Genomic DNA, 15,625 nt, shown 5'->3' with positions numbered 1-15,625 from the left:
ATTATTTTCACTTTTCTCTGCTGGCGTTCATCGCTGAACCCCGCTAACCCGGCGGCCTGTAAGCCGTTGTTCCGTGTCAGTGGAGGCGCATTATAGGGAGTTCTCAGACGTTGACAACCCCTCTTTTAAAAAAAACGTTTAACCGTCTCTTTTTTGCTCAAAATCGGGCTACAGCGCCAGTTTTTCGAGCGTTTCAAAGCCATACCGGCGTAAAACGGGTAAAAGTTGCTCAGTTTCTTTTGTTATTGCCATGCAAAAAGCGATATTCGCGTCAGACGATTTTGCATCAGGGGCTTCATGTTCCAGCAGCCAGGCCGTGCGTCGTGCGATAGCAGCGCCAGAATCTACCAAACGCGTCCCCTCAGGCAGCACCTCTAAAAGCTCTTCCTGTAATAGCGGGAAGTGGGTACAGCCCAATACGACGGTATCCGGTGGCTCCGGCATACGCAGCCAAGGGCGAAGAATGCGGCGCAGTTCGTCAAGCGATACCGCCTCGCCATGCAGCTTGGCTTCTGCCATCTCCACCAGCTCAGCCGACCCCAGCATTGCGATCTGGCATTCATTAGCAAAGCGATCGATAAGTTCGCGCGTATAAGGACGCTTTACCGTGCCGCGCGTTGCGAGCAGGCCGACAATGCCATTTGCCGTCAGGCGCGCGGCTGGCTTTATTGCAGGGACAACGCCCACAACCGGGAACGGGAATTTTTCGCGCAGGGCAGGAAGGGAAACCGTGCTTGCCGTGTTGCAGGCAATGACCGCTAACGCCAGTGGGTAGCGCTGTTGTACCGCAGTGACGATTTCAAGTACACGCTCAACGATAAAGTCTTCACTCTTTTCCCCGTAAGGAAATGCGACGTTATCGAAGGCGTAGATGTAATGGAGATCCGGCAGGAGATGCCGAATCTCATCATAGACCGAAAGCCCACCGACGCCGGAATCAAACACCAGCACGGTGGGACGCGGATCAGAAGGTGTAGCTGCCAGACAAGGTGTATTCCCGTCCTGCAGTTTGATAGCCATAAACTGTCTCGTAATCTTTATCGAACAGGTTGGCTATTTTACCACGAACTGTAAGGTGAGAGGTGACAGGATATGAAACCGCAGCATCCCACAGGCTTACCCCGCCCATTTTCACGCGTTCTGTTGCGTAGGTATTCGGATCAACGGCAACGTCATAGCGGGTGCCCAGATAACGGTACGCCAGGTTCCAGTCGAGATCCCACACCTGCCAGTCGAGCTGATACTTAACCTGCTGCTTAGAACGGCGTGCCAGGACTTCGTTAGTTTTCGCATTACGCGGGTCGACGTAGTCGTAAGAAATCTGATGCCCTACCGGGCCAGTGTCGAACTGGGCCGTCGCCTCGATCCCTTTGATACGGGCTTCATCAACGTTGTAATAACGGTAAGTCCGCGGGTCGCTATTAATGAGGTTATCGATATCATTACGATAGCCCGTCACACGCCAGTTTACCGGCCCCGTCAGGCCTTCAAACCCGCCTTCCCATTGCTTACTCTCTTCTGGCTTAAGATCCGGGTTACCGTAATCCTTACTGTGGATCTGGCTCATGGTCGGTGCTTTATACGCTGTGCCGTAAGAACCGATGATGCGATACCCCTCAATGAACTCCCACGCGGCGCTGGTCTGCCAGGTGGCGTGATTGCCAAAGTTAGAGTTATCGTCATTACGCGCCGCCGCTTCCAGCGTCACGCTGCTGAACTGCTGCATCGCCGATACGAACACGCCGGTATTGTGCTGTTCGTAACCTTTATCCAGGTAGCCCGTTCCTGCCTGCGTCTTCTGCTTTTGCCAGTCCAGACCCGCACCGATATTACCGTGCCCCACTTCAACCGTATTCAGCCACTGAGTGGTGTACTGCTTCACGTCATCCATGGTGGCGGAGTCAGCGTAGCGGCCTTTTTTCGGATCGTAGTTCTGGTCTTTACTGCGACCGTAACCCGCCACCAGCTGAGACTGATAAATCCCCTGGTTGTAACGCAGACCGGTATCCCAGTTCTGGCTGTAGAGCTGGCGAGTATCCGGTCGTCCATCGATCATAAAGCTGGCGTTATAGTGATCGTAACCGTCATACGCAGAGCGGTTGTCATAGCCGAAGCCACGGAAGAAGCCGCTTACGCTATCGGTAAACTGCTGCTCCACGGAGCCGTACAGTGACTTACTCATAAAGCCGTCACGATCCGGCTGGCGGGGCGCATCCTTTGCAGCGATATCAAAACCACGGGTATAGGTATAGTTACCCGCCATCGTGATTTTGGTTTTATCCAGCACCTGCTGGAAAGCGCCATCATAGGTCTGATAGCCCTTAGAGCCGACGCTCGCTGAAATTTCTGCACCCGGCTTATCGCGCCCGGTGATGATGTTAATCACGCCGCCAATTGCGTCGGAGCCATACAGGGCCGAACGCGGACCCCGGATGTACTCAATGCGCTGAATCAGCGACGTTGGAATTTGGCTCAGATCGGGAACGTTGCTGATCCCGGCGTTATTCAAAGGAATGCCGTCAATCAGCACCAGCACATGGCGAGATTCCGTTCCGCGAATAAACGTAGAAGAGGTCGAACCCAGGCCACCGCTTTGGGCGATATCCACGCCAGGCAAACGAGACATGATTTCCACTACGCTCTTTGCCTGCCAGCGTTCAATATCTTCACGCGTCACAACGGACGTCGGTGCCAGAACAGTTTTTGCCGGTTGTTCAAAACGATTTGCCGTCACCACCAACGAGTCTGAGCTATCCTGCGCCCAGCCCGAAAATGCCGTGACGGACAGCGCCGTCAGCAGCGATACTTTTTTAATCATTGTTAAAGCATCCACAATATAAGAAGGATGCCGCAGGCCTCATCCATAGCACGCGATGATGAAACCAAATGCGACGTGATCCCGGCAGGTCTTCGGGCTAGGTGGCGTTTATGGATGAAGACTTCCCGTTTTCACAGTGTCTATAACTCTCATCCCGCCAGTCTTTACCGCTGCGCGTCAGCTCCAGATTTACACTGGATTCCCTTTTCACTCTCAGGAGACCGGAAACAGAATGCTACAATTAGACACGTATAGATGTCCAGATAGCTATTGGCCATTAAGTCTGGACATCCCCTGAACAATGCCTACAATCCCCGCGTAATTCTTTATCACTCAGGACGCATCATGACCCCAGAACACCTCCCGACAGAACAGTACGACGCGCAGCTGGCAGAGAAAGTCGTCCGCCTGCAAAGTATGATGACGCCGTTCAACGCGCCCGTTCCCGAGGTGTTCCGCTCCCCTGTCAGCCACTACCGCATGCGCGCCGAGTTCCGCATCTGGCACGACGGTGACGACCTGTACCACATCATTTTCGATCAGCAGACGAAGTCCCGTATTCGCGTGGACAGCTTCCCGGCGGCGAGTGAGCTGATTAACCAGCTGATGACGCTGATAATGGACGGCGTGCGCAACAACCCGGTGCTGCGCCACAAGCTGTTCCAGATTGACTATCTGACCACCCAAAGCAATCAGGCTATCGTCTCGCTGCTGTACCACAAAGCATTAAACGACGAGTGGCGCGAGCACGCAGAAGCCCTGCGCGATGCGCTGCGGGCGCAGAACATCAACGTGCACCTGATTGGCCGCGCGACTAAAACCAAGATTATGCTGGACCAGGATTACATCGACGAACGTCTGCCGGTGGCGGGTAAAGAGATGGTGTATCGTCAGGTCGAGAACAGCTTCACCCAGCCGAACGCCGCGATGAACGTGCAGATGCTGGAGTGGGCGCTGAAGGCGACGGAAGGGGCAACGGGCGATCTGCTTGAGCTGTACTGCGGTAACGGCAACTTCTCGCTGGCGCTGGCGCGTAACTTCGATCGCGTCCTGGCAACGGAAATCGCCAAGCCGTCGGTGGCTGCGGCGCAGTACAACATTGCTGCCAACCATATCGACAACGTGCAGATCGTTCGTATGGCCGCAGAAGAGTTTACCCAGGCGATGAACGGCGTTCGTGAGTTTAACCGCCTGCAGGGCATTGATTTGAAGAGCTACCAGTGCGAGACGATTTTTGTGGATCCGCCGCGCAGTGGCCTGGACAGCGAAACCGAGAAGATGGTGCAGGCGTACCCGCGCATTTTGTACATCTCCTGTAACCCGGAGACGCTGTGCAAGAACCTCGAAACATTAGGCCAGACGCACGATGTTGAACGCCTGGCGCTGTTCGATCAGTTCCCGTATACGCACCATATGGAGTGCGGCGTACTGCTCACGGCGAAGTAATGGGGGTCTTGAAACGAAGCGTCACCTGCCAAAAAAAGCCGGATGGCGCTTCGCTTATCCGGCCTACAATGGAAAAACCTTTACTCTGGTAACTGGCTCTTACGGCTACGCATGCGCGAACCAATCCAGAACACCAGCGCTACCGACAGCACGGCGGGCAGGAAGTTAGAGCCGATATCCGGATACTCCGCGCGTACCACGGTGCTAAACAGCAGCACGCCCAGAATAAAGCAGGCGGCAGCCAGCCCCGGTAGCCCGACCGGCATGGTGCGGTTCAGGTAGCGTTGATGCAAACAGTACACCGTCAGCACCAGCGCGATAATCGGGAAAATCGAGAACGGGACGATAGAGCTGAACACAGCCGCAAACGTGCCGTTAATGGATAAGCCAGCGATCAATGCCAGCAACAACGTTCCTTTATCCTGACCTGACTGTTTCATTACTCACCTTCACTCATCGGTTTGATGTGCTAACTTTTCTTGTTCACGGCGATACCAGTAGTACGCGCCTTTCGAAATCATGCGCAGCTGCAATACCAGCCGCTCTTCGAGCTGCTTGCGTTGTTCAATGCTCACATCCAGCGCTTCCGCACCGGCACTGAAGACAATAGTGACCATCGCTTCGGCCTGTGCTTCCGTGAAGGCACGCGGCATATGGTTTTCGATTTCCAGATAGTCGGCAAGTTCCGCGATAAAGTGCTGAATTTCACGCGCGACGGCGGCACGAAATGCGGCTGACGTTCCCGAACGCTCGCGCAGCAGCAGGCGAAACGCGTTGGGGTTATTGCCGATAAATTCCATAAAAGTCGACACGGAGGTGCGGATCACGCTACCCCCTTTTGCGATACGCTGACGCGCCTGACGCATCAGCTGGCGCAGCATCAGGCCGCTCTCGTCGACCATGGTCAGACCCAGTTCATCCACATCGCGGAAATGACGATAGAAGGACGTTGGCGCAATCCCGGCCTCGCGTGCGACTTCGCGCAGGCTCAGACTGGCAAAACTTCGCTCAGCACTCAGTTGACTGAATGCCGCTTCCACCAGCGAACGCCGGGTTTTCTCTTTTTGTTGTGCTCTTACGCCCATCACGATAGTTGAATCCTTCCAAAGGCCTGCTGGCACTATACCAGAGAATAAAATTAATCTGTTTACCTGGCTTTGTGAATGAATGTTTACGTGCGGTTTGTGCTCCACTGCCGGAAAAAAGCACAACGATAATTGGGTTACTTCTGCAATGATGTTATGATTCTGTTGCTTTTATGTATAAGAACAGGTAAGCCTTGCCATGTCACATTCCTACGATTACGACGCAATAGTTATTGGTTCCGGCCCCGGCGGCGAAGGTGCTGCTATGGGGCTGGTGAAACAGGGAGCCAGAGTAGCGGTCATCGAGCGCTATCATAACGTTGGCGGCGGTTGCACCCACTGGGGCACCATCCCTTCAAAAGCCCTCCGCCACGCCGTTAGCCGCATTATCGAATTTAACCAGAACCCTCTCTACAGCGACCACTCCCGACTTCTTCGTTCCTCCTTTGCCGACATCCTCAATCACGCGGATACCGTCATTAACCAGCAGACGCGCATGCGCCAGGGGTTCTATGAGCGTAACCACTGCGAGATCCTGCAGGGCAACGCGCATTTTGTGGATGAACACACGCTGGCGCTCGAGTGCCACGACGGTTCGATTGAAACGCTCACCGCCGAAAAATTCGTTATCGCCTGCGGTTCACGCCCTTACCATCCGGCCGACGTCGATTTCTCGCACCCGCGCGTGTACGACAGCGACTCGATCCTCAGCCTGCATCATGAACCGCGCCACGTGATTATCTACGGCGCGGGCGTAATTGGCTGTGAATATGCGTCGATCTTCCGCGGAATGGAGGTCAAAGTTGACCTGATCAACACCCGCGACCGCCTGCTGGCGTTCCTCGATCAGGAGATGTCAGATTCGCTCTCCTACCACTTCTGGAACAGCGGCGTGGTGATTCGTCACAACGAAGAGTACGAGAAAATTGAAGGCTGCGACGACGGGGTGATCATGCACCTGAAGTCTGGCAAAAAGCTAAAGGCCGACTGCCTGCTGTACGCCAACGGCCGTACCGGCAATACCGATTCACTGAAGCTGGAAAACATCGGCCTTGAGACCGACAGCCGCGGTCAGCTGAAGGTCAACAGCATGTATCAGACCGCCCTACCGCACGTTTACGCGGTTGGCGACGTGATTGGCTACCCAAGCCTGGCCTCTGCCGCTTACGACCAGGGACGCATTGCCGCACAGGCGCTGGTAAAAGGCGAAGCGACGGCGCACCTGATCGAAGATATTCCGACGGGTATCTACACCATCCCTGAAATCAGTTCAGTGGGTAAAACCGAGCAGCAGCTGACGGCGATGAAGGTGCCTTACGAGGTAGGTCGCGCCCAGTTTAAGCATCTGGCGCGGGCGCAAATCGTGGGGATGAGCGTGGGTACGCTGAAGATCCTGTTCCATCGCGAGACGAAGGAAATCCTCGGCATTCACTGCTTCGGTGAACGCGCGGCGGAAATCATTCATATCGGCCAGGCAATAATGGAGCAGAAAGGCGGTGGTAACACCATCGAGTACTTCGTTAACACCACCTTTAACTACCCGACGATGGCGGAAGCCTATCGGGTAGCTGCGCTGAACGGCTTAAACCGCCTGTTTTAACGCACTGTCAAAATGGCCATCCATCGAACCACGGATGGCCTCTGCCAGCTGCTCATAGCGGCTGCGCAGCGGTGACCCCGGACGATAGACCAGCCCGATCGTGCGACGCGGTTCGGGTTTGATGCACGGCAGATAGACCACGCCATCACGCTTACGCTCGTGCGGCACCGCCAGCGCAGGCAGCAGCGTAATACCGCTTCCCGCCGCGACCATATTACGCAGCGTTTCGAGGCTGGTTGCGCGGAAATGGGTATCCTCATCGGCCCCCGCTTCAAAGCAGAAGCCCATCGCCTGATCGCGCAGGCAGTGGCCATCTTCCAGCATCAGCAGCTTTTCACCCGCCAGATCGGCCATCGGCACGCGATCGCGGTTCGCCCACGGGTGATCTTCATAGATCGCCAGCATCATCGGCTCGTCGAACAGCGGCACTTCGATAAAGGCTTCACTCTCTTTGACCAGCGCCAGAATCGCACAGTCGAGCTTGCCGCTATCCAACTGCGCCAGCAGCTGATGGGTTTGCGCTTCATGCAGGTACATTTCGAGTTTCGGGAACGTCTGGTGCAGCATGGGAATGATCTGCGGCAGCAGGTACGGGCCAACGGTTGGGATCAGGCCAATATGCAGCGGGCCGGACATCGCCTCCCCCTGCTGGCTTGCCATTTCCTTGAGCACTTTGACCTCGCGCAGCACGGTGCGCGCCTGATCCACCAGCAGCAAACCGGCCTGGGTGAACAGTACCTTACGACTGGTGCGCTCCAGCAGCATCACGCCCAGCTCATCTTCCAGCTTGCGGATCTGGCCGCTCAGCGTGGGCTGGCTGACGTGGCAGGAATCTGCCGCGCGGCGAAAGTGGCGATGCTCAGCTAACGCTACCAGGTATTCAAGATCACGAATATTCATTATTCATCCTCCGTCGCCACGATAGTTCATGGCGATAGATAGCATAGCAACGAACGATTATCCCTATCAAGCATTCTGTTGAATAATACGCCACATAGACGAGGCGGCACGTGTTTGACCCAAAACGACCCCGCACCGTCAGCGAGTTTCTCTCAAAACTCGAACAACTAAAGCCAACGTGAACTTTTGCGGACCCCGTGGTCCGCTTTTTTTTTGCGTAAAAAAGCCCGAGGTAAAAGCAAAATGGCAACCGAAGTTGCCATTTTTAGTGTTTGCTCCCTCTCCCCGTGGGAGAGGGCCGGGGTGAGGGCACCAGCCCGCACTGTTCAAACCAGATCAAACCAACCGGTTTTTCGCATCCGCAATCGCCTGCGCCACCTGCTTCGGCGACACGCCGCCTTTCGCCGCACGCTTGTCCAGGCAAGACTGCAGCGCCAGGATCGGATACACATCATCCCCGATAACCGCGCTGAACTTCTGCAAGTCAGCAAGCGTCAGATCTTCCAGCGGTTTACCCTGACGAATCGCTTCCACCACCGCTTCACCCACAATATGGTGCGCCTCTCGGAACGGTACGCCTTTCGCCACCAGGTAGTCCGCCAGCTCGGTAGAGTTAGCATAGCCCTGCTGCGCCGCTTCCTGGCAGCGCGGGCGTTTCACCTGAATGCCATCCAGCACCAGCGCGCCCATATGCAGACAGTCCAGCCAGGTGTCGAGCGCGTCGAACAGCCCTTCTTTGTCTTCCTGCATGTCTTTGTTGTACGCCAGCGGCAGCCCTTTCAGGGTCATCATCATGCCGGTCAGCGCACCCTGCACGCGGCCACATTTGCCGCGAATCAGCTCCAGCGCGTCCGGGTTTTTCTTCTGCGGCATCAGGGAGGAGCCTGAGGTCACGCGGTCAGACAACTCCACGAAGCCCGCTTCGCCGGAGTTAAAGAAGATCAGGTCTTCGGCAAAGCGCGACAGGTGCACCATACCGATAGACGCATTCGAGAGCAGCTCCAGCACGTGGTCGCGGTCAGACACGCTGTCCAGGCTGTTGCGGGTGGCGGAGGCAAAGCCCAGCCAGCCTGCCAGCTGCTCACGATCGATTTCATACGCCGTACCGGCCAGCGCGCCGCTGCCCAGCGGGCTGACGTCCAGACGCTTCAGGGTATCCTGCAGGCGGCTTTCATCGCGCGCCAGCATCTCAACGTAGGCCAGACACCAGTGGGCAAAGGTCACCGGCTGCGCGCGCTGCAGGTGGGTATAACCCGGCATCACCGCGTCCTGGTTGTTCTGCGCGGTTTCCACCAGCGCGCTCTGCAGCTGACGGTTGGCCGCCAGCAGTTCGCCAACGGTCTCTTTACACCACAGCTTCAGATCGGTGGCGACCTGGTCGTTACGGCTGCGGCCGGTGTGTAGCTTTTTACCCAGCTGGCCGACTTTGTCGATAAGCTTGCCTTCCACCCAGCTGTGAATATCTTCAGCATCGCTTTGCAGGATTTGCTGCGGATCCAGACGTACCTCTTCAAGCAGGTTGTTCAGCGCCTCTTCCAGCTGCTGCTGTTCGTCTGCGGTCAGCACGCCCACCGTCACCAGCGCTTTGGACCAGGCCACAGAGCCGACGATATCCTGTTCGGCCAGGCGGTAGTCGAAGCGCAAAGAGTCGTTGAACTGTTTGAACCGCTGATCCGCTGCCTGTGTAAAACGCCCACCCCAAAGTGCCATAACATGCTTCCTTAATATCTTTGAATTTCATTGTCCGGTGGCGCTGCGCTTACCGGGCCTACAAAACATTAAATCGATTACGCTAAAATACGCGTGCCAATCGGCGTGCCGTTAAACAGCGCCGGGAGCTGCTCCGCGTGACGCCAGGAGGCGATATCCACCGGGCGGCCCAGCGTGCGCGCGGCGTCCAGCGCGGCGTTCACTTTAACAATCATACCGTCGGTGATAATGCCCTGGTCAATCAGCTGCTCGGCTTTCTCGGCGGTCATTTCCGCAATGCGCTGGCCTTTGCCGTCCAGAATGCCGCTCACGTCGGAGAGCAGGATCAGATCCGCACCCAGCGTTGCCGCCAGCGCGGTCGCCGCCTGGTCAGCGTTGACGTTCATCAGCTCGCCCTCTTCGGTCACGCCGATGGAGCTCACCACCGGCAGGAAACCACCTTCCAGCAGCGTGTTAATCAGCTTAGGCGAACCCGGCTGCGCCAGTCCAACGTGGCCGAGTTGTTCGTCGAGCTGGGTCACTTTTACGCTGTCGCCATCGCCCAGATAGAGGCCAACGGACGCGATATGGTGTTTCTTCGCCCACGCCAGCAGCGTTTTGTTCGCCGTACCCGCCAGCGCGCCGGTAATGATGTCAATCTGGTCAGCTGGCGTCACGCGCAGGCCGTTTTTCTTTACCACCGGCAGGTTGAGCCCTTTCATCAGCTCGTCCACCACGCAGCCGCCGCCGTGCACAATCACCAGCGGACGCTGGTGTGATTCGCGATAGTTCACCAGCGCGGTAAACAGACGCTCCAGCGCTTCTTCGCTGTCCAGCAGTACACCACCGAGTTTGATAATTAATGGGTTCATCATCACACCTTAAATAAGAGCCTGCGTTTCCGGGAAGCCGAAACGAATATTTGCGCACTGCATTGCCTGTGCGGCAGCGCCTTTGAGTAAGTTATCTTCTGCGGCGACCACGATGAGATGCTCGCCCTGCACGGCAAAGCCGATGTCGCAGAACGGCAGGCCGACCACGTTTTTCAGCGCCGGCACGCCTTTGTCGTACAGGCGCACCAGCGGTTTATCCGCATACGCCTGCGTGAAGACCTCACCAATCTGTTCTTTGGTCACGTCCGGCTTCAGGCGGCAGGTAATGGTTTCGAGGATCCCGCGCGGGAAGCTGCCCAGGTGCGGGGTGAAAATAACGTCCGCGCCAAGATGGGTGGTGATTTCAGGGTGATGACGGTGATTAAACACGCCATACGGCTGAAGGCTCACTTCGCAGAAGCTGTTGGAGATAGCGGCCTTGCGCCCGGCTCCGCTCACGCCGCTGGTGGCGTTGATCACCGGCCACTGGCTCAGATCCAGCAGGCCCGCGTCGATCAGCGGCTTCAGGGAAAGCTGCGCCGCCGTCGGGTAGCAGCCCGGTACGGCAATCAGGTTCGCTTCTTTCAGCTTGTCTGCGCTCCACTCCGCCAGGCCGTACACCGCTTTTTCAAGCAGATCCGGGTGCTGATGGGTGAAACCGTAATATTTTTCGTAGAACGCGCCGTCGTTAACGCGGAACGCGCCGGAGAGGTCGAACACCACGCAGCCAGCGGCTAAAAACTGCGGCGCCAGGTCGTGGCTGACCTCGTGCGCGGTGGCTAAAAACACCACGTCGACGCCGTCGGTAAACTCGCTGATGTCGGACATCGGCTGCAGCGGCAGGTCAACAATACCCTTAAGCTGCGGATGCAAATCGGAAATTAACTTTCCTGCATCATTGCTTTGCGCTGACACGGTCAAAGCGGTTATGGTCATATGTGGATGGCGATTCACGTAGCTTACAAGCTCTGCGCCCGCATAACCGCTAGCGCCTACAATCAGCGTATTCAACATCGGGTTCCTTTATGCTCAACGTTAATGTATTTTTATTCACATTTATTGCATGAATATTGATACTATCACGACCTAAGGTGTGTCAACAATGAAAATGAACTTACCGCCATTTATCGAGATCTACCGCGCCCTGATTGCCACTCCGTCCATCAGCGCAACGGAAGAAGCGCTGGATCAGAGCAATGAGTCTTTAATCAATCTGCTGGCGGGTTGGTTTAGCGATCTTGGGTTTGACGTTGAGGTTCAGCCCGTCCCCGGAACACGCCACAAATTCAACCTGCTCGCCAGTACCGGAAACGGCGCGGGCGGCCTGCTGCTGGCCGGCCATACGGATACCGTTCCCTTTGACGATGGCCGCTGGACGCGCGACCCGTTCACCCTGACCGAGCACGACAACAAGCTTTACGGCCTGGGCACGGCGGACATGAAAGGCTTCTTCGCCTTTATCCTCGACGCACTGCGTGACGTAGACGTGACGACGCTGAAAAAGCCGCTCTACATTCTGGCAACCGCCGATGAAGAGACCAGCATGGCGGGCGCGCGCTACTTTTCCGAAAACACGGCCATTCGACCGGACTGCGCGATCATCGGTGAGCCAACCTCACTGCAGCCGATTCGCGCGCATAAAGGCCACATTTCTACCGCCGTGCGCGTCCTCGGCCAGTCCGGCCACTCCAGCGATCCAGCGCGCGGCGTGAACGCCATCGAGCTGATGCATGACGCCATCGGCCGCATCATGACCCTGCGCGACGATCTGAAAGAACGCTATCACTATGAGGCGTTCACCGTGCCGTATCCGACGCTGAACCTCGGCAGCCTGCACGGCGGGGATGCTTCTAACCGTATCTGCGCCTGCTGCGAGCTGCACATGGACATCCGCCCGCTGCCGGGCATGACGCTGAGCGATCTCGACGGCCTGCTGAACGAAGCGCTGGCCCCGGTAAGCGAGCGCTGGCCGGGCCGCCTGACGGTTTCCGAGCTGCATCCGCCGATTCCTGGCTATGAATGCCCGCCGGACCACCAGCTTGTGCAGGTGGTAGAAAAACTGCTCGGCGAGAAAACCGACGTAGTGAACTACTGCACCGAAGCGCCGTTTATTCAGACCCTGTGTCCAACGCTGGTGCTTGGCCCGGGCTCCATTAATCAGGCCCACCAGCCGGATGAATACCTGGAAACCCGCTTCATCAAGCCAACCCGCGAACTGATTACCCAGGTTGTGCATCACTTCTGCTGGCATTAAAAACTGCCCCTCACCCTGCCCTCTCCCCAAAGGGGCGAGGGTGTTCAAGTTCCCTCTCCCCTTTGGGGAGAGGGTTAGGGTGAGGGGAAAAATCCCGCGATCTCCGTCACATTCCCATAAGCATCTCTTATCTGACGCAATGCGAATTAAATTTCGTAAATTGCCCGCATTTATTCGTTTGCTGAACCGTTTTCGCAGCAATTGACGACGGGGGTTTTACGTGGCTTTATAAAGGGAGATGACAAAATAATGTCCAGAAGATTTTCGCCTGGGCATAAACAAAAATGATGGGGTGACTGGGTTTTTATGAACGAACAATATTCCGCGTTGCGTAGTAATGTCAGCATGCTCGGCAAAGTGCTTGGAGATACCATCAAAGACGCGTTGGGGGAGAACATCCTCGACCGCGTTGAAACCATCCGCAAGCTGTCCAAATCTTCCCGTGCAGGTAACGAGGCTAATCGTCAGGAACTGCTCACCACCTTGCAGAACCTGTCGAATGATGAGCTCTTGCCTGTTGCCCGCGCGTTCAGCCAGTTCCTGAACCTCGCGAATACCGCTGAGCAATACCACAGCATTTCGCCAAAAGGTGAAGCGGCCAGCAACCCGGAAGTCATTGCCAAAACCCTGCGTAAACTCAAAGATCAGCCAGACCTCAACGAAGCCACCATCAAAAAAGCGGTGGAGTCACTTTCGCTTGAGCTGGTGCTCACCGCGCACCCAACCGAAATCACCCGTCGTACCCTGATCCACAAAATGGTGGAAGTGAACAACTGCCTGAAGCAGTTGGATAACAAAGACATTGCCGACTACGAACGTAACCAGCTGATGCGCCGCCTGCGCCAGCTGATTGCCCAGTCCTGGCATACCGATGAGATTCGTAAGCATCGCCCAAGCCCGGTCGACGAAGCAAAATGGGGCTTTGCGGTGGTGGAAAATAGCCTGTGGGAAGGGGTTCCGAATTACCTGCGCGAGCTGAACGAACAGCTGGAAGAAAACCTGGGCTATCGCCTGCCGGTTGATTTTGTTCCGGTCCGCTTCACCTCCTGGATGGGCGGCGACCGCGACGGCAACCCGAACGTGACCGCGGAAATTACCCGTCACGTCCTGTTGCTGAGCCGCTGGAAGGCCACCGACCTGTTCCTGAAAGACATTCAGGTGCTGATCTCCGAGCTGTCGATGGTTGAAGCCACGCCGGAGCTGCGCGCGCTGGCCGGGGAAGAAGGTGCCAGCGAGCCGTACCGTTTCCTGATGAAAAAACTGCGTGGTCAGCTGATGGCCACTCAGGCCTGGCTGGAAGCGCGTCTGAAAGGTCAGCGCCTGCCGAAGCCGGAAGGGCTGCTCAGCCAGAACGAACAGCTCTGGGAGCCGCTCTACGCCTGTTATAAATCACTGCAGGCCTGCGGGATGGGCATCATCGCCAATGGCGAACTGCTCGACACTCTGCGTCGCGTGAAGTGTTTCGGCGTGCCGCTGGTGCGTATCGACGTACGTCAGGAAAGTACCCGTCATACAGAAGCGCTGGGCGAGCTGACCCGCTATCTCGGCATCGGCGATTATGAAAGCTGGTCCGAAGCCGACAAGCAGGCCTTCCTGATCCGCGAGCTGAACTCGAAGCGCCCTCTGCTGCCGCGCAGCTGGGAGCCAAGCAACGAAACCCGCGAAGTGCTCAACACCTGTAAAGCGATCGTTGATGCGCCGAAAGGATCGGTGGCCGCCTATGTGATCTCCATGGCGAAGACCCCGTCCGACGTGCTGGGCGTTCATCTGCTGCTGAAAGAAGCGGGAATCGACTACGCTCTGCCGGTCGCCCCGCTGTTTGAGACCCTCGACGACCTGAATAACGCCAACGACGTCATGACGCAGCTGCTGAACATCGACTGGTATCGCGGCTTCATTCAGGGCAAGCAGATGGTGATGATTGGCTATTCCGACTCCGCGAAAGATGCGGGCGTGATGGCGGCATCCTGGGCGCAGTATCAGGCGCAGGACGCGCTGATCAAAACCTGCGAGAAAGCCGGTATCGAGCTGACGCTGTTCCACGGACGCGGCGGCTCCATTGGCCGCGGCGGCGCGCCTGCTCATGCAGCGCTTCTTTCTCAACCGCCGGGAAGCCTGAAGGGCGGCCTGCGCGTCACCGAACAGGGCGAAATGATCCGCTTCAAGTACGGCCTGCCGGAAGTGACCATCAGCAGCCTGTCGCTCTATACCAGCGCGATACTGGAAGCAAACCTGCTGCCGCCGCCGGAGCCGAAAGAGTCCTGGTGCCGCATCATGGACGAGCTGTCGGACATCTCCTGCGATCTGTACCGCGGCTACGTGCGTGAAAACAAAGATTTCGTGCCTTACTTCCGCTCAGCAACCCCTGAGCAGGAGCTGGGTAAACTGCCGCTGGGCTCGCGTCCGGCCAAGCGTCGCCCGACCGGCGGCGTTGAGTCTCTGCGCGCGATTCCGTGGATCTTCGCCTGGACGCAAAACCGCCTGATGCTGCCCGCCTGGCTGGGTGCCGGCGCCGCGCTGCAGAAAGTGGTAGAAGACGGCAAGCAGAGCGAGCTGGAAACCATGTGCCGCGACTGGCCGTTCTTCTCTACCCGTCTGGGCATGCTGGAGATGGTCTTCTCGAAAGCCGACCTGTGGCTGGCGGAATACTACGATCAGCGCCTGGTGAAACCCGAGCTGTGGAAGCTGGGTAAAGAGCTGCGCGAACTGCTGGAAGGCGACATCAAGGTGGTGCTGGACATCGCGAACGATTCGCATCTGATGGAAGATTTGCCGTGGATTGCCGAGTCGATCCAGCTGCGTAACATCTACACCGACCCGCTGAACGTTCTGCAGGCAGAGCTGCTGCACCGTTCCCGTCTGGCGGAAGAAGAAGGCAAAGAGCCGGACCCACGCGTTGAACAGGCGCTGATGGTGACGATTGCGGGCGTTGCCGCAGGTATGCGTAACACCGGCTAATGC

General features: G+C 56.9%; 12 protein-coding genes and 1 riboswitch. Of the genes, 4 read left to right on the top strand and 8 right to left on the bottom strand.

Annotated elements, in window-relative coordinates:
- Positions 1 to 168: 168 nt before the first annotated feature.
- Together murI and btuB are read right to left on the bottom strand one after the other, a co-directional pair.
- Positions 169 to 1,020, bottom strand: coding sequence for a glutamate racemase (gene murI, locus E0L20_RS21080; protein ID WP_131635657.1), 852 nt, complete (start codon positions 1,018 to 1,020; stop codon positions 169 to 171).
- Positions 965 to 2,818, bottom strand: a complete 1,854-nt coding sequence (gene btuB / locus E0L20_RS21075; RefSeq protein WP_131635656.1) for a TonB-dependent vitamin B12 receptor BtuB — start codon at positions 2,816 to 2,818, stop codon at positions 965 to 967. Before btuB ends, murI begins: the two co-directional genes overlap by 56 nt.
- Before the next feature lie 66 nt (positions 2,819 to 2,884).
- A riboswitch (cobalamin riboswitch) is annotated at positions 2,885 to 3,059 on the bottom strand.
- Positions 3,060 to 3,163: 104 nt separating this feature from the next.
- Here btuB and trmA point away from each other — a divergent pair.
- Positions 3,164 to 4,264, top strand: a complete 1,101-nt coding sequence (gene trmA / locus E0L20_RS21070; RefSeq protein WP_131635655.1) for a tRNA (uridine(54)-C5)-methyltransferase TrmA — start codon at positions 3,164 to 3,166, stop codon at positions 4,262 to 4,264.
- Positions 4,265 to 4,344: 80 nt separating this feature from the next.
- On the opposite strand, the gene E0L20_RS21065 is transcribed toward trmA, so the two are convergent.
- On the bottom strand, positions 4,345 to 4,704 hold the full coding sequence (locus E0L20_RS21065) for a YijD family membrane protein (protein WP_131635654.1): 360 nt from the start codon (positions 4,702 to 4,704) through the stop codon (positions 4,345 to 4,347).
- Positions 4,705 to 4,713: 9 nt separating this feature from the next.
- Entirely contained in the window at positions 4,714 to 5,352 is a 639-nt protein-coding gene (gene fabR, locus E0L20_RS21060) for an HTH-type transcriptional repressor FabR (protein ID WP_125915679.1), read from the bottom strand.
- A gap of 196 nt (positions 5,353 to 5,548) precedes the next feature.
- On the opposite strand from fabR, the gene sthA reads away from it, so the two are divergent.
- Positions 5,549 to 6,949, top strand: coding sequence for a Si-specific NAD(P)(+) transhydrogenase (sthA, locus tag E0L20_RS21055; RefSeq protein WP_131635653.1), 1,401 nt, complete (start codon positions 5,549 to 5,551; stop codon positions 6,947 to 6,949).
- Here sthA and oxyR read toward each other — a convergent pair.
- From oxyR to argC, 4 genes are all read right to left on the bottom strand, one after another.
- Complete coding sequence (oxyR, locus tag E0L20_RS21050) at positions 6,932 to 7,849, bottom strand: DNA-binding transcriptional regulator OxyR (protein ID WP_131635652.1); 918 nt, start codon at positions 7,847 to 7,849, stop codon at positions 6,932 to 6,934. The two genes, sthA and oxyR, sit on opposite strands and share 18 nt — an antisense overlap.
- 336 nt (positions 7,850 to 8,185) lie before the next feature.
- Complete coding sequence (gene argH, locus E0L20_RS21045; RefSeq protein ID WP_131635651.1) at positions 8,186 to 9,559, bottom strand: argininosuccinate lyase; 1,374 nt, start codon at positions 9,557 to 9,559, stop codon at positions 8,186 to 8,188.
- A gap of 77 nt (positions 9,560 to 9,636) precedes the next feature.
- On the bottom strand, positions 9,637 to 10,413 hold the full coding sequence (gene argB, locus E0L20_RS21040; RefSeq protein ID WP_131635650.1) for an acetylglutamate kinase: 777 nt from the start codon (positions 10,411 to 10,413) through the stop codon (positions 9,637 to 9,639).
- A gap of 6 nt (positions 10,414 to 10,419) precedes the next feature.
- On the bottom strand, positions 10,420 to 11,424 hold the full coding sequence (argC, locus tag E0L20_RS21035; RefSeq protein WP_131635649.1) for an N-acetyl-gamma-glutamyl-phosphate reductase: 1,005 nt from the start codon (positions 11,422 to 11,424) through the stop codon (positions 10,420 to 10,422).
- A gap of 88 nt (positions 11,425 to 11,512) precedes the next feature.
- On the opposite strand from argC, the gene argE reads away from it, so the two are divergent.
- Together argE and ppc are read left to right on the top strand one after the other, a co-directional pair.
- A complete protein-coding gene (gene argE / locus E0L20_RS21030; RefSeq protein ID WP_131635648.1) occupies positions 11,513 to 12,664 on the top strand; it encodes an acetylornithine deacetylase in 1,152 nt (383 codons plus the stop codon).
- Positions 12,665 to 12,970: 306 nt separating this feature from the next.
- On the top strand, positions 12,971 to 15,622 hold the full coding sequence (gene ppc, locus E0L20_RS21025; RefSeq protein ID WP_131635647.1) for a phosphoenolpyruvate carboxylase: 2,652 nt from the start codon (positions 12,971 to 12,973) through the stop codon (positions 15,620 to 15,622).
- The last annotated feature ends 3 nt before the right edge of the window (positions 15,623 to 15,625 follow it).

This window comes from Enterobacter wuhouensis (assembly GCF_004331265.1).
Classification (GTDB): Bacteria; Pseudomonadota; Gammaproteobacteria; order Enterobacterales; family Enterobacteriaceae; genus Enterobacter; species Enterobacter wuhouensis.
This window is presented reverse-complemented; position numbering and strand designations above follow the sequence as displayed.